Annotated in this window: 19 protein-coding genes; 9 read left to right on the forward strand and 10 right to left on the reverse strand. The window is 53.5% G+C overall.

The features are described from left to right. Positions 1 to 2: 2 nt before the first annotated feature. The 5 genes from E3E28_RS05975 (at position 3) to E3E28_RS05995 (ending at position 4,693) form a co-directional block, all read left to right on the forward strand. Positions 3 to 1,142: a sodium ion-translocating decarboxylase subunit beta gene (locus tag E3E28_RS05975; RefSeq protein WP_167914420.1), complete on the forward strand. Its 1,140-nt coding sequence runs from the start codon at positions 3 to 5 to the stop codon at positions 1,140 to 1,142. A gap of 70 nt (positions 1,143 to 1,212) precedes the next feature. Next, entirely contained in the window at positions 1,213 to 2,055 is an 843-nt protein-coding gene (locus E3E28_RS05980) for a CBS domain-containing protein (RefSeq protein WP_167914421.1), read from the forward strand. A gap of 36 nt (positions 2,056 to 2,091) precedes the next feature. Next, on the forward strand, positions 2,092 to 3,090 hold the full coding sequence (locus E3E28_RS05985) for a homoserine dehydrogenase (RefSeq protein ID WP_167914422.1): 999 nt from the start codon (positions 2,092 to 2,094) through the stop codon (positions 3,088 to 3,090). A 46-nt stretch (positions 3,091 to 3,136) separates the two neighbouring features. Continuing rightward, entirely contained in the window at positions 3,137 to 3,661 is a 525-nt protein-coding gene (locus tag E3E28_RS05990; RefSeq protein ID WP_042692677.1) for an ASCH domain-containing protein, read from the forward strand. An 87-nt stretch (positions 3,662 to 3,748) separates the two neighbouring features. Continuing rightward, positions 3,749 to 4,693 carry a hypothetical protein gene (locus E3E28_RS05995; protein ID WP_167914423.1) on the forward strand — a complete coding sequence of 315 codons (945 nt, stop codon included), beginning with the start codon at positions 3,749 to 3,751 and terminating at the stop codon, positions 4,691 to 4,693. Here E3E28_RS05995 and E3E28_RS06000 read toward each other — a convergent pair. From E3E28_RS06000 to E3E28_RS06040, 9 genes are all read right to left on the reverse strand, one after another. Further along, on the reverse strand, positions 4,680 to 5,399 hold the full coding sequence (locus E3E28_RS06000; RefSeq protein ID WP_167915254.1) for a ZPR1 zinc finger domain-containing protein: 720 nt from the start codon (positions 5,397 to 5,399) through the stop codon (positions 4,680 to 4,682). The two genes, E3E28_RS05995 and E3E28_RS06000, sit on opposite strands and share 14 nt — an antisense overlap. Before the next feature lie 75 nt (positions 5,400 to 5,474). Then, on the reverse strand, positions 5,475 to 5,870 hold the full coding sequence (locus tag E3E28_RS06005; RefSeq protein WP_042692686.1) for a cell division protein SepF: 396 nt from the start codon (positions 5,868 to 5,870) through the stop codon (positions 5,475 to 5,477). A 51-nt stretch (positions 5,871 to 5,921) separates the two neighbouring features. Further along, positions 5,922 to 6,209 (reverse strand): hypothetical protein, encoded by a 288-nt coding sequence (locus E3E28_RS06010; protein ID WP_167914424.1) that lies wholly within the window; start codon positions 6,207 to 6,209, stop codon positions 5,922 to 5,924. A gap of 21 nt (positions 6,210 to 6,230) precedes the next feature. Beyond that, positions 6,231 to 7,049 carry an exosome complex protein Rrp42 gene (gene rrp42 / locus E3E28_RS06015; RefSeq protein ID WP_206203807.1) on the reverse strand — a complete coding sequence of 273 codons (819 nt, stop codon included), beginning with the start codon at positions 7,047 to 7,049 and terminating at the stop codon, positions 6,231 to 6,233. After that, a complete protein-coding gene (rrp41, locus tag E3E28_RS06020) occupies positions 7,042 to 7,791 on the reverse strand; it encodes an exosome complex exonuclease Rrp41 (RefSeq protein WP_167915255.1) in 750 nt (249 codons plus the stop codon). The genes rrp42 and rrp41 overlap by 8 nt, the downstream gene beginning before the upstream one ends. Continuing rightward, complete coding sequence (gene rrp4, locus E3E28_RS06025; protein WP_167914425.1) at positions 7,775 to 8,548, reverse strand: exosome complex RNA-binding protein Rrp4; 774 nt, start codon at positions 8,546 to 8,548, stop codon at positions 7,775 to 7,777. The genes rrp41 and rrp4 overlap by 17 nt, the downstream gene beginning before the upstream one ends. Then, positions 8,545 to 9,255, reverse strand: coding sequence for a ribosome assembly factor SBDS (locus E3E28_RS06030; protein ID WP_167914426.1), 711 nt, complete (start codon positions 9,253 to 9,255; stop codon positions 8,545 to 8,547). Before E3E28_RS06030 ends, rrp4 begins: the two co-directional genes overlap by 4 nt. Positions 9,256 to 9,266: 11 nt before the next feature. Beyond that, entirely contained in the window at positions 9,267 to 10,049 is a 783-nt protein-coding gene (psmA, locus tag E3E28_RS06035; RefSeq protein WP_167914427.1) for an archaeal proteasome endopeptidase complex subunit alpha, read from the reverse strand. 61 nt (positions 10,050 to 10,110) lie between these two features. Beyond that, positions 10,111 to 10,329, reverse strand: a complete 219-nt coding sequence (locus E3E28_RS06040) for a hypothetical protein (RefSeq protein ID WP_167914428.1) — start codon at positions 10,327 to 10,329, stop codon at positions 10,111 to 10,113. A gap of 54 nt (positions 10,330 to 10,383) precedes the next feature. On the opposite strand from E3E28_RS06040, the gene E3E28_RS06045 reads away from it, so the two are divergent. The 3 genes from E3E28_RS06045 (at position 10,384) to E3E28_RS06055 (ending at position 15,626) form a co-directional block, all read left to right on the forward strand. Beyond that, entirely contained in the window at positions 10,384 to 10,842 is a 459-nt protein-coding gene (locus tag E3E28_RS06045) for an HIT family protein (protein WP_167915256.1), read from the forward strand. A 168-nt stretch (positions 10,843 to 11,010) separates the two neighbouring features. Beyond that, a complete protein-coding gene (locus E3E28_RS06050; protein ID WP_167914429.1) occupies positions 11,011 to 14,661 on the forward strand; it encodes a lamin tail domain-containing protein in 3,651 nt (1,216 codons plus the stop codon). Beyond that, positions 14,658 to 15,626: a hypothetical protein gene (locus E3E28_RS06055; protein ID WP_240921656.1), complete on the forward strand. Its 969-nt coding sequence runs from the start codon at positions 14,658 to 14,660 to the stop codon at positions 15,624 to 15,626. The genes E3E28_RS06050 and E3E28_RS06055 overlap by 4 nt, the downstream gene beginning before the upstream one ends. Before the next feature lie 176 nt (positions 15,627 to 15,802). Here E3E28_RS06055 and E3E28_RS06060 read toward each other — a convergent pair whose 3' ends face one another. Then, the gene (locus E3E28_RS06060; protein ID WP_167914430.1) at positions 15,803 to 16,090 is read right to left on the reverse strand and encodes a hypothetical protein; all 288 of its coding nucleotides are present in this window, start codon (positions 16,088 to 16,090) and stop codon (positions 15,803 to 15,805) included. A 115-nt stretch (positions 16,091 to 16,205) separates the two neighbouring features. On the opposite strand from E3E28_RS06060, the gene iorA reads away from it, so the two are divergent. Further along, positions 16,206 to 18,113, forward strand: coding sequence for an indolepyruvate ferredoxin oxidoreductase subunit alpha (gene iorA, locus E3E28_RS06065; RefSeq protein ID WP_167914431.1), 1,908 nt, complete (start codon positions 16,206 to 16,208; stop codon positions 18,111 to 18,113). The last annotated feature ends 2 nt before the right edge of the window (positions 18,114 to 18,115 follow it).

Below are 18,115 nucleotides of genomic sequence, written 5' to 3' on the forward strand. Positions count from 1 at the left end.
GCATGGCGACGTTCGTGGACTTCCTGAGCACAATGGGTCTGCTCCACCTCACGGTAGGGAACATCATCATGATTGCAGTGGGCCTGACGCTGGTCTACTTGGCCATACGCTACGAGATGGAACCGCTGTTGCTTTTGCCCATAGGCATCACGGCGGTTCTCGTTAACCTTCCCCTCAACGGCATAGCCAACTGTCCGACCGTTGGACCCCTCTGCAGTCATCCAGGTCTGCTCGACATAATCTACCACTACCTCATCAAGACGGAGATAGTGCCACTCCTGATATTCTTCGGTCTCGGGGCGATGACGGACTTCGGACCGCTCATAGCTGACCCTAAGACAGCACTCCTCGGTGCCGCGGCGCAGATAGGCGTCTTCGTGGCGATGCTTACCGCTCTCGCGCTGGGCTTCAACATACACGAGGCCGCTTCAATAGGAATCATCGGCGGTGCTGACGGGCCAACGACGATATACCTCACCACCAAGCTCGCGCCCCAGATACTCGCCGCGACAGCGGTGGCCGCTTACTCCTACATGAGCCTCGTCCCGCTGATTCAGCCACCCATCATAAAGGCACTAACAACGCCGGAGGAAAGGCGCATAAGGATGGAGCAGTTGAGGCCCGTTTCAAAGCGCGAGAAAATCCTCTTCCCGATAGTCACGATGATAGTCATCGGCCTGCTCGTTCCCAGCGCGGCACCGCTGATAGGAATGCTCATGATGGGCAACCTCTTCCGCGAGAGTGGCGTCGTTCCGAGGCTCACCAAGGCCGCCCAGGAGGAGCTCATGAACATCGTGACGATATTCCTCGGCCTCGGTGTCGGCTCAACCATGAGAGCAGAGAGCTTCCTCACGCCTCAGACTCTCATGATTCTCGGTCTCGGAATAGTGGCCTTCGCCAGCGCAACGGCGGGAGGAGTGCTCTTCGGAAAGCTCATGATGAAGCTCTCGGGTGGAAAGATAAACCCGATGATAGGCGCCGCGGGAGTTTCAGCTGTCCCGATGAGCGCTCGCGTCGTCCAGCGCCTGGCCAGCGAGGAGGACCCGGGCAACTTCATCCTCATGCACGCCATGGGTCCGAACGTCGCGGGAGTTATCGGAACTGCCGTTGTCGCGGGTGTTTTCCTCGCCCTTCTGGGCTGACGTTTCGTCCATTTCCTTTTCTAAAACCTTAAATAGGGTGGCACCGTTTTAGGTTAAGCGGTGGTAGAACATGAGGGTAAAGACCCTGATGACAAAGGACCCAGTGGTAATACAGTTGCCGGCGACGAGGGATTATGCGCTTGAGCTGTTCAAGAAGCACAACGTTCGTTCCTTCCCGGTCGTTAACAAGGAGGGAAAGCTCGTCGGGATAATAAGCATAAAGAACGTTCTCCTGAACCCGGACGAGGACCAGCTGGCCATGCTCGTTAAGAGGGACGTGCCTACTGTTAAAGCCAACGACGACCTCAAGAAGGCAGTCAGAAGGATGCTTGAGACAGATTACAGGCGCGTCGTGGTCGTTGACGACGAGGAGAAGCCAATAGGAATCCTGACCGTCGGTGACATCGTGAGGCGCTACCTGGCCAAGAACGAGAAGCTAAAGGATATAACGATTGAGCCCTACTACCAGAGAAACGTCGGCGTCGTCTGGCGTGGAACCCCGCTTAAGGCTTCCCTTAAGGCTCTCCTCCTATGCAACGCAATGGCGATTCCGGTCATAGACGACGAAGGTAACCTGATAGGGATGGTTGACGAGACAGACCTCCTCAAGGACGGAGAGGTAGTTAGGGTCATGAAGCAGACGGCCCTTTCCGCCTCAAGCGAGGAGGACTGGATTCTTGAAAGCAACCCAACGCTCCTCTTCGAGAAGGCTGAGCTCCAGCTTCCCCAGAAGCCGGTTGAGGAGATAATGAACCCCAACGTCGTCGTGGCAACTCCGCACATGAGCGTCTACGAGGTCGCGCAGAAGATGGTCCAGCACCACATCGAGCAGTTGCCCGTCATCAAGGGCGAGGGCGAGCTCGTCGGCATAGTCAGGGACATGGACATAATCAAGGTAATCCTCAACAAGTGATTTAAGTCCCCCTTCCTTTTCTATTCCGGTGGTTGGATGGAGGTAAAGGTTGGGCTCTTCGGCTTCGGCAACGTTGGCAGAGCCGTTGCGCGGGTTCTGCTTGAAAAGGAGCGCTTCTTCCGAGAGAAATACGGCTTATCCTTCAGGGTCGTCAGCATCTCCGACACGAGCGGAACCGTGTGGCTTCCCGAGGGAATCGATTTGAGCGAGGCCCTCCTCGTCAAGGAGAACTTTGGAAAGCTCAGTAAATGGACCAACGACTACGAGGTTTACAACTTCTCACCGGCCGAGGCTGTGAAGGAGATTGAGGCCGATATTATAATTGACGTGACCAACGATAGAAACGCCCACGAGTGGCACCTTGAGGCGCTGGGGGACGGGAAGGCCGTCGTTACGAGCAACAAGCCACCACTGGCGTTCCACTACGCGGAGCTAATCGGAGAAGCCGAGCGGAGAGGTCTGCCGTACCTTTTCGAGGCGACGGTTATGGCGGGGACGCCAATCATCGGCCTCCTCCGCGAGAACATGCTCGGGGACTCGGTAAGGAGAATAAAGGCCGTCCTGAACGCGACGACGACGTTCATACTCTCAAGGATGGAGCAGGGGATTGACTTCGAGAAGGCGGTAAAGCAGGCGCAGGAGCTTGGCATAGCCGAGAGGGACCCAAGCGGAGACGTCCTCGGAATTGATGCCGGCTACAAGGCAACGATACTCCACTGCGTTGCCTTTAAGCCAATTACCTTCGACGAGATTGCCGTCAAGGGCATCGCAGAGGTTACGGTTGACGAGGTTAAGAGGGCGCTTGCAAAGGGGAAGAGGATTAGGCTCGTCGCGACAATCGAGAAGAAGGACGTTAGGGTCGCTCCGGAGGAGGTTTCAGGACCGCTCGCGGTTTCGAGCAACGAGAACGTTGCGTTAATAGAGAGCGACCTTCTGGGAGAGCTTCTCATCAAAGGAGCCGGCGCCGGGCTGAAGGAGACGGCGAGCGGGGTTGTGAGCGACCTCGTGAAGGCATCGCTGGGGCTTGGTGAGTAATCCAAACCTTTTTATTCCATTCTTCGAGGGTTCGCCAGGTGAAAGCATGGAGCACGTCATAGCGCTCCACCAGGTTTACGCCGAGCTGATATTCAGGGGCCTCAAAACGGTCGAGGTCAGGAAGAGGAAGGCCTTCGACGAGGGTGACCTAGTGTTCCTCTACATAGCGCGTGGAAACCCCTACGAGCTGAGGGACACGCTGAGGAGGCTCAACCTTCACGAGGAGCAGACGCTAACCCGGAGGGGGACAATAGCTGGAGGCTTCGAGGTCGGTGAGGTGATAAAGGCTGACCTCGAGACGCTCTGGGAGATGGCGAAGGATACGAGCGGTTTAACCCTCGTCCACGGCGAGAACGGGAAGAACTGGCTGGCCAACTACATCAAGGACTACGGCTACGTCTTTACCATCGAAAGGCCGTTTCTATTCAAGGAACCGATGAGCAGGGAGGAGATGAAGGAGCGCTACGGAATCCACGTCGAGGGCATAATTCACCTCTCAAGGAAGACGAGGAAGCCGTGGGTAAGGGCCTTGATTGAGGACCTGCTCGCGAGGGACTACTTCTACCCCTGACGATTTTAGGACTTCCTAACGCGCCTGCAAACCTTTTTAAGCTCCTCCCTCCCAGTTCAGGATTACCGAAGCACGGATGTGTTCTGAATGAAGTTTGGGATTAGATACGTTCTGGCGTTTCTTCTCGTGGGACTCGTTCTCGCGGGAAGCGGGTGTATGAGCTCCGGAACGAGCAGTTCGACTCCGTCCACGACCGATACCTTTTCAGAGAAAAGCTCCGAGAAAACTTCGACAGAGACGACCGAAGACGTCAAGCTCAACGCCGACCTGCCCGTCACGCTCAAGTTCGACACGATGAGAGTCGTTGTATCGGACGTTGACGAGCCCTTCATCGATGTCATAACGAGCGAAACCGGGAGCACCGACGCGGTCGTGGTCGTTCCAGATGACTCCTACGAGGTTCTCGAAACCGACGACGGCTACGTCGTTAAAATCGACTACTCAGACGGCTACTACGTCAACATAGACTACTCCTACAGCGACGATGAACCCCTCAAGACGTTCTATTACCTTGAAACCGACGATGACTACCTCGTCGTCAAATCGCGCGACTATTTCGGCGCGGTTGACGACACCGACCTGGGTGGCGACATCGAAAATGCAGTGGAGATGGCCAAGAGCGCGGACGACATGGGCGAGTATACCCTCATGGTGGCTGAACCCAACGGTAAGCACATGACCTTCAACCCGGACAGCGATGACGTTGACGTTCTAACTGGCAACGTTTACATGGCCGACGAGGACGTCGCGAAGGTGGGCAAGCCCTACGTCTTCATCTACATCGTTGACAACGGCGATTCGCTCGACGTGAGCGACGTCACCAAGGGCATCGCCGGCGATATGGCCTTTGGAATGCCCTTTGGGCTGGAATACGTAAACTACGTGAACGGCGACGACGTCTTCAGCGTCATCGCTGTAAGCATGGACGACTATAATAAACTCGCGAACGGGGAAGCTGAGCTGAACTTCGACGGAAGAAACGTGGAGGTAAATGGAATCGAGGACAAAGTCTTCGTCCTTATTTCTCACTGAGCTCTTTCCTCTCTTTTTCGGTTTCTTCTGGGTTTTTACTGCCCTCCCCGGCTTCGTTTTGCCCCTCAAGCTCCTCCGGGTTGATTATCCGGTACGGCCCGAGGCTCAGCTTCTGGATTTCCTCCTCCGTCAAAAGCCTGCTCCTGACCTTCTCACCTATGAGCGCGCTGTTGCCCAGGGGGTCCGCTATCTTCACAGTCAGTGGTTTCTTCCCCTCCCTGACGTCCTCGATGTACTGGAGTATCTCGTCGGCCTTCTTTACCGCTTCCTCGTCGCCCTCCTGCCTCCTGAACTCCCTCGCCATCAGGAGCGTTTCGCGAACGCGCTCAAGTACTCCCTCGACGTTAGTAATGAATCCTTCAGATGCCGGCCCCGGTTCAATCTTGACGCCTATCTCCTCCAGCTCTATCGTTCCGCTCTTGCTCCTGACGACGCGCGTGAATAAATCTTTCTCGTTCTCGACCTTAACTGTGTAAAGCTTCGGTGGCCTGTCCTCGAGTATCATGACGTCAGCGTTTCTGTAGCCACACTTCTCGCAGATTATGGTGCTCTCCATGACCTTTCCGAAGTAGGGAATCTCGTGGATGTGCTGAATGGCCTTGAGGGTGTTCTTGCCACCGCAGATGGGGCAGTCACCGAGGCTTATGACCTGAACCTCACCGAGCTCGGGATTAACCTCAACCTTCTCGCCCTTCTTCTCGCCCATGAGCATCACCGAGAAGAGAACCAGGGATGCCTTTATAAAGTCATGGTTTCGGTTGAAGTTTGAAAAAGGAAAACCTCATTTGGCAATCTTTATGTCCTCTGGAAGGAGGATGAGCTTAACCTCGGTCTTGCATATCTTCGCCGCCTGTCCGCCGAAGGCGTTGACCATGCCCTTAATCTGCTCGGCGACCTTTTCAAGGACGTCGGGCCTCTTCTCGAGCGGGGTCAGGTCAACTATGACTATGTTGCCCTCCTGAAGCTCGCTGGAAATCCTCTCAAGGTCGGAGTAGCTGGTCACGGTTATCTTCTTCAGGTAGCGAAGCTGGGGCTTAACGAGCTCCTTAGCAAGAACATCCTCCTCAATCGGTACGACATCGATGTCATGCCTGGGAGCGACTTCCTTCTTAACGCTCGCGGGAGGTTTCATTTTAGGCTTGTTCTCCTTCTTTTTGAGGCTGTCAAACAATCCCATGAGGGTTCCCCCCGGTTAATCGTAAAGCCGTTTAGTTTTATGCCTTTTCCTTTATAGCTCTTTCCCAAACTCTTTGGGGCTCTCTTCGCGGAGTTTAAACAGGCCGAAGAGGGACAGGGAGAATGCAACGACGCCCGAGAGAATCACCAGGGTGCTTGAAATACCCCATCCCTTCTTTCCGGCGATGTAGAGACCCCATACGAAAAGGGCCAGACCCCAGAGGGCCGTTGTGAGGAGCAGGTCCTTTTTCCTTTCCTCCCGCAGAAGGAGGTAAACGGTTCTCACCGCGAAACCGGCGAAAATCACTGACGCGACTATGCTCATGAAGTCCATCGCCACCACCGGAAAAGAGGGAAAGGGTCAGGCCTTCCCAACGGCCTCAAGGACGATTTTCCTGAGTTCCTCGGCCTTCTTGAAGGCGGTATCCACTGCGTACATGACTTCCTCGAGCTTGAAGCTTCCGCCCTCGCCCTTCTGAACCGCTGAAATGTGGCCGTTCTCGTCGGTGGTTATCGTAATCCTGCCGTCCATGACGCGCTCCTCGTCTATGTTGGGGTCAACGACCATCGTGTTGCCGATTTTCGCGAAGGTGACTGGTATCGGGACGCTCTTGACCGGCAGGGGCTCGTACTCGTCGAGTATCTTTACCTCCCCGCTCTCCTCGTCGTACTCAATCTTCGGAATCTTGGTGCTCATCAGGGCCGCTATTGCACCTATTCCGCTCGCGTCGAGCAGGTTGCCATCGTGGTCGAGAACGTGGACGTCGATGAAGATAACCCTGACGAGCTTGCCGGGGACGATGACGAGCTTTTCAAGCTCAACGGCCCCGCTCTCCCTTATTCCCCTATCCACAACGCGGGCGAGCTCGATGGCGTTCTCGTCCGGTGGACCGGGCTCGAAGGTCGGCGAGGCAAGGGGAACGAGCTCGACGTTGGTCGTCATAACTCCCTTCTCCGGCAAATCCGGAAACGGCTCTCCGAGGTCGACCTTTATTCCAACGAGAACCTGCGTGTTGCCGAGCCTGACCCAGGCAGAGCCCTCGGCCTTCTCTATGACATTGACCTTGACCTCGAGGTCGCGGTAGTCCTCGAAGCCCCTTCCGTCAATCCTCTTGCCCTCCCTGAGGAGGTTTATGATGTGGTCGCGCATTATGCTGGCCATGACTTCCATCTCACTCATTGCCCGCCACCTCCTGCGCTATGCGGAGGTATTTTTCTTTGAGGGCCTCCCTCTGCTTCTGGTAAACCGCCTTGGCTCCCTTTATCGCGAGCTTCACTGCCTCGACGAACTCCTCCCTCGTCAGGTAGCCGTCCATCTGAAGGAGCGTTATGTCGTTCTTGAGGGGCATTATTGCAACGGGAACGTCCGCCTCACCGTAGTTGTCCTCGTCCTTGTTGAGGTCGAGAACGATTTCGCCGTCAATCTTTCCGGCGGCGCACGCGGCAACGAGGTCCCTCATCGGTATTCCTGCATCTGCCAGAGCAAGTGAGGCCGCGGTTATTCCTGCAACCCTCGTTCCAGCGTCGGCCTGGAGGACCTCTATGAAAACGTCTATCGCCGTTCTCGGGAACATCTCGAGGATTAGGGCCGGCTCAAGCGCGCCCCTTATGACCTTGCTTATCTCGACGCTCCTCCTGTCCGGCCCGGGCTTTTTCCTTTCCTCAACGCTGAAGGGTGCCATGTTGTAGCGGACGCGCAGAATTGCCCTGTCCGGCCTCTGGAGGTGCTTGGGATGAATCTCCCTCGGGCCGTAGACAGCTGCCATTATCTTGTTCTTGCCCCACTCGACGTAGGCCGAGCCGTCGGCGTTCTTGAGAATTCCAACCTCCATTTTAATGGGTCTAAGCTCGTACTTCTTCCTGCCGTCAACCCTTCTACCGTTCTCGTCGATGAGCTTTAAACCCTCAGGCCTGCCCATCATCCTTCTCACCTTCCTTCTCCTCAAGCTGGGGGATTTCCTCAATAACTCCCTGCTCCTTGAGCTCCCTGAGCCTCGAAAGCAGGTACTCCTTGACCCTGTCGGTCAGTCCCTGCGTGTGGCTTTCGCGGTCAACCTTGAGTATGGCCTCTATCGCGAGCTTCTCCAGCTCGTCGTTCCTTCCACTCACCCAGACCCAGCCGTTCTGGCCCACTATGATTCTCGTCCCGGTGAGCTTCTTAATCATGTTAATCATCGAACCGCCCTTGCCGATGAGCCTCGGCACCTTGGAAGGCGTTATCGTGACGAGCTGTCCTCCCCTGAGCGGACCGCCCTTGAAGGGCATTCCCTTAGTTGTGAGGTCAATCTGGTTTATCTCGTTGAAGGCCTTCACCTTGGCGTAGATTATGTCGCCTATGTCGTAAATCTTCCTCAGGTCAGTCTTGAGAAGGTCTATGCGCTCCTCAACCGCGTCCTGAACGCGTAAATTGGCCTGGTACGGTGCCCCTATGTCAACGGTCCAGTTGGAGAACTTGACGTCCACTATCTTTCCGAGGACGTTGTCCCCAACCTCTGGAATGTAGGGCCCTTCAAGCGGAATGACCCTTATGAGGTCTCCCCTTATCTCGACGAGTCCTATCACCGTTGAGTAAATCCTGTTGCCTTCCCTGAAGGTTCCCCTTCCGTTCTTAAACGGTCCCTGGGCCAGCAAAGTGCCCGGGACCACCAGTTCCCTTGGTTTTACAAAAATCCGCCTCATAGTCCCTTCCTCTCTACAAGTTTAGTAAGAGCGGTGCCCTTCGTCAGGGCGTTGAGCTTTTCATAAAACTCCTCCTCGATTCCCCCAGGAATCTCGATGAGGAACATCCACGAGCCGTCACTGGCCCACTCCTCGCGCTTTATCGTTCCGAACTTTCTAACCTCGCCGTAGGCTTTTCCAACGTAGTCGCTCGGTATCTTCACCGCTATGACCTTGACCTCGAGCTTTATCGGGAGCAGAGGTCTAATCGCCTTGATGACCTTCGGAACCTGAGCTTCGGCATCCTTGAAGAGGTCAACGTGAACCCCTGCCTCTTCCATCGCCCTCAGGATTCTGTCTACCGGGTGCGGATAACCTGTCCTCGGGTCAACCGCGTGCCTGTGGATTATCGTCGCTATGTAGCGCTTCTTTTCCTCGAGCATCTGCCTCCTCTGCTCCGCGGTGAGCTGGACCTCGCCCTTCTGGAGGATTATTTTAGCGACTTCATAGGGGTCGCTTGTTCCAAAGATTTTCTCCATTTCGTGCTCGCTCGCCTTGTCGCCCTTGTGGGCATCTTTGAAAACGTAGGGAGTGGCGAGGATTTCCTCTATGGGAACCTCCTTGCCCTCCTTGAAGTCCCTCGCGAGGTAGGGGTCAACGAGTATCTCAAAGGTCTCGCCGTGCGTCTTCAGACGGGCGATTACCGCTTTGTCAACGCTAATGGGCATCGCCCGTCACCTCAGTAGTTCTGGTCGAGTTCCGAATAGTCCTCGGCCTTCTCCTCAACCTCTTCCTCTTTAATCTCCTCAAGGACCTCGTTGAGGTACTTCTCAAGCTCTTCCCTCGGGAGCTTCTTCCAGCGCTTGTCCTCGGTGGTAATGTACGCAACCTCTATCGAGTCGGCGGTTGGCTCCTCAAGGGTCTTGGACAAGGCGAGTATTGCAAGCGTTATGGCCCCGTCCCTGTCGAGGTTCTCGTCGTAGTGCTCCTCGAAGATGGCCATCGCCACGTTCCTTCCGCTTCCTATGGCGACGGCCTTCCACTCGAAGTAGGCACCGCTCGGGTCGGTCTCGTAAAGCTCGGGCTTCTCGTTAACGCCCGCCATGAGCAAAGCGGCACCGAAGGGCCTCACACCGCCGTACTGGGTGTGGGCCTGCTTGAGGTCGCAGATTTTCTTCACCAGAACGGTGAGTGGAACGGGTTCGCCGTAGGTGAGGCGGTAAATCTGGGCCTCCAGCCTGGCCCTGTCAACGAGAACCCTTGCGTCGGCGATGATACCGCTCGGAGCGGCCGCTATGTGGTCGTCAATCTGGAAAATCTTCTCGTAGCTCCTCGGCTCAATGAGCCTGCTCGTGATTCTCTTCTCAACGGCCAAAACGACTCCGTCCTTCCACTTAACTCCTACAGCCGTTGCGCCTCTTTTTACAGCTTCCCTCGCGTAGTTTACCTGAAACAGCCTTCCGTCCGGGCTGAAAACGGTTATCGCCCGGTCGTAGCCGGCCTGCGGTGGTACAAACGCCATTCTACATCACCCCTGTTTCTCACTCCTTTTCGATAGTTGCCGGGTTTTCTATTAAGCTTTTCTATCCTCCCCGGAAGGCTATAATCGCCATCTTCCTCGCGGTTCTCTTCGCCATCTCGAGCGGTATGAAGGCCAAAGCGAAGACGAGGGCTCCGACGTAGATGGACGCCTTTCCGATGGGCTTGAATATCAGCAACGCAAAGCCGAGCAGGAGCAACAGCAGTCCAGCCGAGAGGAATTTTTTGTGGAGTTTCTGGAGCGATTCAAGCGACTCCTCCATGCCACCACCGGGAGCTTTTTTAGGCGGGAGGATTTTAAGCCTTTGGTGTTGCCGATGGAGTGCCCCTTCTGCAGACCGCCTAGGGAACAACTCCTCTACGAGGATGGCCTAATAAGAATCCTGCTCGACGCTTATCCGGCCAGCAGGGGACACCTCCTAGTCGTTCCGAGGAGGCACGTCGAGCGCTGGGAAGATTTGACTGGAGAAGAGAAGCTCGCCCTGATACAGGGCATGGAGCTTGCGATGGAAGTCCTGAGGGAGACTCTGAAGCCGGACGCCTTCAACGTCGGCATGAACCTCGGAAGGGAAGCCGGGCAAACCGTTCCCCACCTGCACCTCCACGTCATTCCGCGCTGGAGGGGTGACAGCAGAAACCCGAGGGGAGGCGTTAGAAAGGCCGTCCTCGATTTGGAGGACGAGAACCTAAGCCTGAAGGAGCGGTGGGTGAAGAACCGGCTGGACGAGGAAGGGGTCTCACTGTTAAGAGAGGCTTTAGCCAGAGTTTTAGGCTGACTTAATTCTATCCGAAATATTTTTAATTCCCCTTTCTGGCTTTGCGCTGGAACAACTATTGGTGGGGATAGATGTGAGAAAGTTAGTTGTAGTATTTCTAACAATGTTAATTGTCCTGAGCGGGATTGTGAATCCAACTGTGAATGCTCTCTCAAAACCCAAACGGAAGTGGGTGTAATCAATCCCTTCTTCGAGGAATACTTGAGGTTTCTTCCAAACGCCACATCGGATGAGAGGAAAGCAATACTTTCTCTGATTGAAGCCCTCCTAAACGGAACTCTGAACGGTGATGTTGTGGTTTCGGATTATATGAGAATCAAAAACGCCTACTGGAACGGAACTGACCTGATATTCCAAATCTGGTGGTACAACGGGACCGAGCCGGCTTTAATTAGGACATACCTGTGGGAAAATCCGTATTCTGCCCTTACCGCGGTTAAAAATGCCGAATCAGGCACTTATTCAATCCAATCCCTTGAGAACCAGTTCGTAATCAAACCTCTCTCTGTAAACTTTGCCGTCAAGATAATGGGCGTTGACTATCTAACCAATGATGGAAGCGGAGAATACGTTTACATTGAGAACCCCTCTCTCACAACGGTGAGCCTGAATGGCTGGTACATCCTGGATGATTACGCCTACGGCAACCAGAAGTGCTGGGCGAACAACCTTCCACGGGATGACTGCTACGACTCCTTTGGCAGGGACCACGTGGTTAAGCTTTCCCTTAGCCTTGCACCGAATTCCGTCGGAAAGGTTCAGCTCGCAACTTCCCCAAAGACCGCTATACTCAACAATGATGGGGACACGGTTTATCTGATTGACAAATGGGGTAACCTCGTTTCGATTTACAGGTACACAGCATCGCCGAACATAACCATTGAAGACGTCTCGGTTTATCCGGTGAATCCCGTAGTGGGAGATTCCCTAAGGGTCAAAATTAAGCTGGACAACAGGGGCGTTGTTGATGGTATTGGAACGGTTCAGGTTTACGTTGATGGAAACCTCGTGGTAACGAATAAAGACGTGAATGTCTGGGGTTACAGCATAAGGGACTACTGGATTAACACGGGATGGAAGGCAACGGCCGGGGCTCACTCCCTTATCGTCAAGTTCATTCCGAACTACAAGGGAAGCACGCAGACCTTTGCGAGAACCTTCAAAGTTCTGGAGGTTCATCCTCACCTGAAGGACGTCGAATACGGAAAGCCCGTTGAGAATCACCCACTCAGGTTCAATATCACGGCGGAGAACCCAACGGGAAGCAAAGTCAACGTTAAGCTAAAACTTCTCGTTGACGGCGAGAAGGTCGATGAGTTTACCAACGGCTTCCTGTACGGATATGGCGAATACGACAAGTTCTACCTCGTCTGGAAGCGTCCTGAGGTTGGCTATCACACGGTCACGGTAGTCATGGAATCCAGTGATGGCTCAACGAGCAGATGGGAGAAGCGCATCTACGTGAAACCCAACTCCCCGCCGGCAATAGTTGACCTTGAACTTCCCCAGTGGGTTTACGCCGGTGAAGAGAGCAACGGAAGTGTAACCGTAGTTGACGGTGATGGAGACCGGGTTAACGTATACGTGAAAATCATCGGTCGCTACAGCTTCGAACTATGGGGCTTGGCCTCAGGAGAGACAAGAAAGTTCCCTCTTGCTCCAATCTACAACCGCACGAACTGTAGGGAGGAAATCACCGTTGAAGCGACCCCAATAGACGAGTACGGACTGAAGGGCAAACCCGTGACCGAGACCATAACGGTGATTACCGACAGCGACAAAGACGGGTGGTGCAACACCCTTGAGCTTGAGTACGGCACCAATCCCCACAGCAAAGATACCGACGGGGATGGGGTTATCGACTCCAAGGACGTTGACCCGCTGAGGGATGTGAAGGTAACCGTTTACATCCTCAGGGCGAGGGCGTTGGACGATGTTGATAGTTCGATTATTGGTCACAACCCTGCGGACATGAGTCTGGAACTCACCGTGAACGGGCGGACTAAAACCCTATTCCTTACTGACAATCAAGACGATTATGAGAAGAAAATCCTTCCGACTGATGACATCTTAATCAATATTCAAAACTATGCGATTGCAAAGGCCACCTTTGACGTTCCAGACGATAAGGAGCTCGCCACAATAGAGTTCCACCTCTACGACAGGGATAATAAAGAGGGAATTGGAAGAACTGAAATGGACGTTTCCCCTGGCAAGGGAACCGTTGCAACTATCTACTACAATCTCAAAACCGGAACGTGGAGCGGTGATGATTATCCCGGAGACGAGGAGAAATACTTCGGCTACGGCCACTTGAGCGGATGTGGTGACAGCTCCTGTAACGTCGGCCCAAGGAACCCTGACAAAGACCTCAAGGTTTACGTCAAATATGAGGGCATACTTGAAAAGGCCGGAATTAGGGGTGAAATCATCGGCATGAAAACGATTGAAGGTGTTAGCGACGTCACGGTGAAAGATGGAACTACAGCATTCTCAATAGTGAAACCGAAAAGCCTGAAGGTTGCACAGGTCAGGCTGGAGAACGGAACGGTAATCAACGTTACCCTCGTGAACACCTACGGGTCTAAGCTGACTTCTCCAGGAAATGACGTTGTCGCGATAGCAAGCTCTCCAAGTTCCGCTGAAGTTTTGGGCAATGAGATTATAGGCAACGATGTAACGACACTTAAAGGTGATGTCAGAGTTGTGACTTCTTCCGGAGAAATGCCTCTGGAGTCAGGCCTTGTCGTCTCGTACTCTTCAGCTGACGACACTCCGGACGGTGAAATCTGGTTCGTTGTAACTACCAACGACCCCGACGGAATACCCTTTTATCGCGAAATCGAGCTGAACAAAGAGCTTGAGGTGAATGGATTTACCGCGCGCTTTGACCCAACGGACAAAAATAACGCCGACCTGAACGGTGACTATGATGGCGATGGCGTTCCCAACGCGGTGGAGCTTCTGATTGGGAAGGACCCTGCGAAGAGGGATATCCTCGGTATCGAGCTGAATATCTCAGTAGAATGGAAGATGAGCGAGGAGGACAAGAAGAACCTGATTTACAGCATCAGGAAGGCGAGTGACTTCATCTACGACTACACGGACGGTTACGCGATGATTACAAGGGTTACAATTTGGGACGACAAGAGAAACTGGGATAAGGCCGATATTTGGGTTAATAAGACATTTTTAGAAGTTAAATTCTGGGGAGATAACAAGAAGTGGCCACATGCTTCAGTTGGTGGCTACTGGATTGGAGGAAAGCTCGTGATGCCCTTTAGATTCTTAAGGCTTACCCATCCAATGGGAATTGCCGAAATGGGGGATATAAAGTGGGCAAAAGCTTTGGGGCACGAGCTGGGTCACTATGTTTTCTGGCTTGGGGATGAGTATATGGACTTGAATGGTAAATCATACTTTTGGGACTATGGATTAGATGGCCCTAAGGTCGATGAGCACGCACCACACTCTGTCATGCACCACGAGTGGAAATGGAGCGAGTTGAGCACGCCGAGGGATTATGATGAGTTCCACGAATATCTTTCAAAGAATTTTGGAGACTGGAAAGACCACACAACGGACCAGTGGTTGGGAGATATGTCAAACTTAAAAGATAAACAATCATGGAATCGTTCCGCATGGGAAACTGTGTACACCCTTCTCACAGGGACAAACGAGCCTGCATGGCTGTCTAAAGTAGACTTCAAAAGGCAGAGACCGCAAATTAATATTGACTTCATCCTTACTGAGGACTTCACTCCAAAAACCGGCCCCTACACTGGCGTTGGCTACTTCATGGAGGTGACCTGGGGATGAGAAAACTCCTTGTCCTCTTTGCCTTCTTTTCCCTCCTCTTATTCCTCTCTTACTTTTACCTTCCGAGCGAGAACATGAGTGAACTCTATCAAAAAATCCCAGAGCAAGTCAGGGGAAATTCTGAGCTAATAGCCGCTTACTACTCATCACAAACAGGCTTTGATGGCTTCAGAGAATACCAATTCGCGTTTTATAATCCAAAAGAGAGAACAATCAGCATTTACACTTTCAAAATTTCCAAACTCCTGAAAATCTGGCCGAGGATGAAAAAAACCACAATAACCTGCAAAACTCAGCTCAATTACTCCGTACTGGCCACCAGCCCAGAAAAACTCAAAAACTTCGAAAACTGCGACAATTGTAGAGTCCTCCTCTACAAGGGCAGGATTTACAAGAATGAGGAAATTGAGGGCATTTACCCATCAATTGATGACGTGATAAAAGATAAGGAAAACACAACTTACCTTGAACTTGCTGTTCTTAAGGACGCTGAGATATCAATGGGAGCACTGGAAATACTCTCTGGAGATACAGTAAGATACTCCGCACCATCCGAGTATTTAGGTTTTATCCACCTGCCAAGCACGATGGAGGATCCAAAGAGGGGGATTGTACTTGAACTTACACCTCTCGGCAACCAGACTGCAAGGAGAACCATTCATTACCCGGGCGGCATTGTACTCACTGATACAATTGGGTTTAAATTCTTCTCAAACGAAACATGGACTTTAAAAGAAGTACCTTGGAACTATACCACCAAGAAACTCGAATCCGAAATCCTCAAAAAAGAAATGAAAGAAAGCCTGAGATTCAACTTGGCGATCTTCAAATACAACGGAAAACTCGAAGTGTTCTCCGACTGGATCAATGCCAAAAGAAAAATCCAGATGTACTGGAGGATCTATCCACCTGGAGAAATCGAAAAAATGTACTATCACAGTATTCTTGGCTACTACTGCGGCTAAGGAGGAAGAAAAATGAGAACTCTGGCGATCTTTGGCATCTTTTTAATTTTCCTTTCCTTCTTCGCCTACAACTTTTACACTTACCATCAGCTCTCCTTGGCGGAAGGAGCTTACAAGTTAGCAGGGGTTCCCAACAGTGAGAGGCTCATTGCGGTCTACCACGATGCTAGTCTAAGTTAATAAACGTGGCTCTCGCTCTCCCTGAGGAGTTCGAGCATTTGGAGGAGCTTCTCAACCTCTTCCCTCGGGTAATGCTCCTCGACGTCGCTCTCAGGGTCGAGTTTCTCAAGCTCCGCCCTGAGCTTTTCCAAATCTTCTAAGTCCTCCTGAATCTCAACGGCCCTCTGCGCGAATTCATAGCTCGTGTATGGGCTCTCAAAAATCCTTTGCTGGTTTGTCACGAGAGCTATCCTGAGGTGGCCTATCGTTTCCTCCAAAAGCTCGAGAAGTTCCTTGACCTTCATGAATCTTCCTCTACGTCACGGTATATAAGCATTGATTCGAAAATCTTTCGAAATCCCTGCCTGGCTGGTGAAGGCAGAGTTTTAACCTCCCGTGTCAATCCACTACGGTGGTGACATGGAGGCGGTTAAGACTTACCCTTCTGATTCAGCCGATGTGAAGGGTGAAAGGCGTGAGAGGAAACTTCTCATGGGAAACGAGGCGATTGCCTACGGCGCCCTTGAAAGCGGTGTCGTTTTCGCCACAGGTTACCCCGGAACGCCTTCAACCGAGGTCATTGAGACGATAGCGAGGCTCAAGCCAGAAGTTTTTGCCGAGTGGGCGCCCAACGAGAAGGTTGCCCTTGAGGAAGCCGCGGGAGTGGCCTATACTGGCTTGAGGGCGCTCGTGACCATGAAGTGCGTCGGTCTGAACGTTGCCGCGGACCCGCTTATGAGCCTCGCTTACTCCGGTGTCGAAGGCGGTCTTGTAATCCTCGTGGCGGACGACCCAGGACCGCACACCTCTCAAACGGAACAGGACGACCGCTACTACGGCAAGCTCTCGCTCCTGCCCGTCCTCGAACCTGCCGACCCGCAAGAGGCCCATGACCTGATTAAGTACGCCTACGAGCTGAGCGAGCGCTATAAGGTCCCCGTCATCTTCAGGACAACGACCAGGGTTAACCACACGACGGCCGACGTGGAGGTCGGCGAGTTCATCGAGCTCGATAGAGAGCCCGTATTCAAGAAGGACATCGAGCGCTATGTTAGAGCGAGCATGGAGGGCAACAGGAAGAGGCACAGGTGGCTCAACGAGACCCTGGCGAAGATTGAGGAGGAGTTCAACTCGATGCCCTTCAACTGGGTCGAGGGGAACGGTAAAATCGGAATAATCGTCGAGGGCGCGCCCTACAACTACGTGAAGGAGGTTCTTCCGAAAATCGGGGAGGACTTCAAGGTCCTCAAGCTCTCAACGCCCCACCCGCTCCCGAGGAAGCTCGTCGTTGATTTCCTCAAAACCGTTGATTTCGCGATTGTAATCGAGGATGGCGCGCCGTTCCTTGAGGAGGAGGTCAAGATAGTCGCCTACGAGGCCGGCTTGAACGTTCCAATTTACGGCAAGAGAACTGGTCACCTGCTCCTCGAGGGCGAGCTCACCCCGAGCCTCGTCAGAAACGCCCTCCTCAGGCTAATCGGCGAGAGCGAGGAAACCTACGAGAAGCCGGAGGAGGTAAAGCTCGCTGAAAGCCTCGCCCCGAAGAGACCGCCGGTAATGTGCCCCGGCTGTCCTCACCGCGGTTCATACAGGGCCGCTTTAGATGCTCTCCGCGACCTCAAGCTCGGTCGCTATTCCGTCCCGATACACGGCGACATAGGCTGTTACGCCCTATCGCTCCTCCCACCGCTCGAGGCCATCTGGACTGAATACGTCATGGGCGCGAGCATCAGCTTAGCGAACGGCCAGAGCGTCGTCATGGACAAGAAGATAATCGCGACAATCGGTGACTCAACGTTCTTCCACAACGGAATTCAGCCCCTCGTTGATGCCGTCTACAAGAACCTGAACGTTCTGGTGATGATACTCGACAACAGGACGACTGCAATGACCGGCCACCAGCCTCACCCGGGAACAGGTGGAAGTGAAACCGGCAGGAAGTTCAACGAGATTGACATCGAGGCCCTCGTCAAGGCTCTCGGAGTGAAGTACGTCAAGACCGTTGACCCATACGACCTCAAGGCCACGAGGGAGGCAATAAAGGAGGCCATGCAGGTTGAGGGGCCGGCAGTGATAATAGCGAAGCGCGAGTGTGTCATTCCCGTCATAAGGCGCGGTGAGATAGGCGAGATTCCGCTCGTCGTCGAGGACAAGTGTACAGGCTGTAAGGCGTGCATACTCCTGACAGGCTGTCCGGCGCTCGTTTACGACCCGGAGACCAACAAGGTGCGCATAGACAGCCTGCTCTGTACGGGCTGTGGCGTCTGCAACCAGACGTGCCCGTTCGACGCGATAAAGTTCCCGAGCGAGCTGGAGAAGGGGGCTTAGCC

The organism is Thermococcus sp. 21S9, from assembly GCF_012027635.1.
GTDB lineage: Archaea > Methanobacteriota_B > Thermococci > Thermococcales > Thermococcaceae > Thermococcus.

Excerpts from the sequence above, each read along its gene's own strand:
- rrp42 (WP_206203807.1), bottom strand. The coding sequence starts at position 7,049 with ATGAGTGAGATGGAAGTCATGGCCAGCATAATGCGCGACCACATCATA.
- E3E28_RS06060 (WP_167914430.1), bottom strand. The coding sequence starts at position 16,090 with ATGAAGGTCAAGGAACTTCTCGAGCTTTTGGAGGAAACGATAGGCCAC.
- E3E28_RS05975 (WP_167914420.1), top strand. The coding sequence starts at position 3 with ATGGCGACGTTCGTGGACTTCCTGAGCACAATGGGTCTGCTCCACCTC.
- E3E28_RS05990 (WP_042692677.1), top strand. The coding sequence starts at position 3,137 with ATGGAGCACGTCATAGCGCTCCACCAGGTTTACGCCGAGCTGATATTC.
- E3E28_RS05980 (WP_167914421.1), top strand. The coding sequence starts at position 1,213 with ATGAGGGTAAAGACCCTGATGACAAAGGACCCAGTGGTAATACAGTTG.
- E3E28_RS06040 (WP_167914428.1), bottom strand. The coding sequence starts at position 10,329 with ATGGAGGAGTCGCTTGAATCGCTCCAGAAACTCCACAAAAAATTCCTC.
- E3E28_RS06005 (WP_042692686.1), bottom strand. The coding sequence starts at position 5,870 with ATGGGATTGTTTGACAGCCTCAAAAAGAAGGAGAACAAGCCTAAAATG.
- E3E28_RS05995 (WP_167914423.1), top strand. The coding sequence starts at position 3,749 with ATGAAGTTTGGGATTAGATACGTTCTGGCGTTTCTTCTCGTGGGACTC.
- E3E28_RS05985 (WP_167914422.1), top strand. The coding sequence starts at position 2,092 with ATGGAGGTAAAGGTTGGGCTCTTCGGCTTCGGCAACGTTGGCAGAGCC.
- iorA (WP_167914431.1), top strand. The coding sequence starts at position 16,206 with ATGGAGGCGGTTAAGACTTACCCTTCTGATTCAGCCGATGTGAAGGGT.
- psmA (WP_167914427.1), bottom strand. The coding sequence starts at position 10,049 with ATGGCGTTTGTACCACCGCAGGCCGGCTACGACCGGGCGATAACCGTT.
- E3E28_RS06055 (WP_240921656.1), top strand. The coding sequence starts at position 14,658 with ATGAGAAAACTCCTTGTCCTCTTTGCCTTCTTTTCCCTCCTCTTATTC.
- E3E28_RS06000 (WP_167915254.1), bottom strand. The coding sequence starts at position 5,399 with ATGGGCGAGAAGAAGGGCGAGAAGGTTGAGGTTAATCCCGAGCTCGGT.
- rrp41 (WP_167915255.1), bottom strand. The coding sequence starts at position 7,791 with ATGATGGGCAGGCCTGAGGGTTTAAAGCTCATCGACGAGAACGGTAGA.
- E3E28_RS06045 (WP_167915256.1), top strand. The coding sequence starts at position 10,384 with ATGGAGTGCCCCTTCTGCAGACCGCCTAGGGAACAACTCCTCTACGAG.
- E3E28_RS06030 (WP_167914426.1), bottom strand. The coding sequence starts at position 9,255 with ATGCCCATTAGCGTTGACAAAGCGGTAATCGCCCGTCTGAAGACGCAC.
- rrp4 (WP_167914425.1), bottom strand. The coding sequence starts at position 8,548 with ATGAGGCGGATTTTTGTAAAACCAAGGGAACTGGTGGTCCCGGGCACT.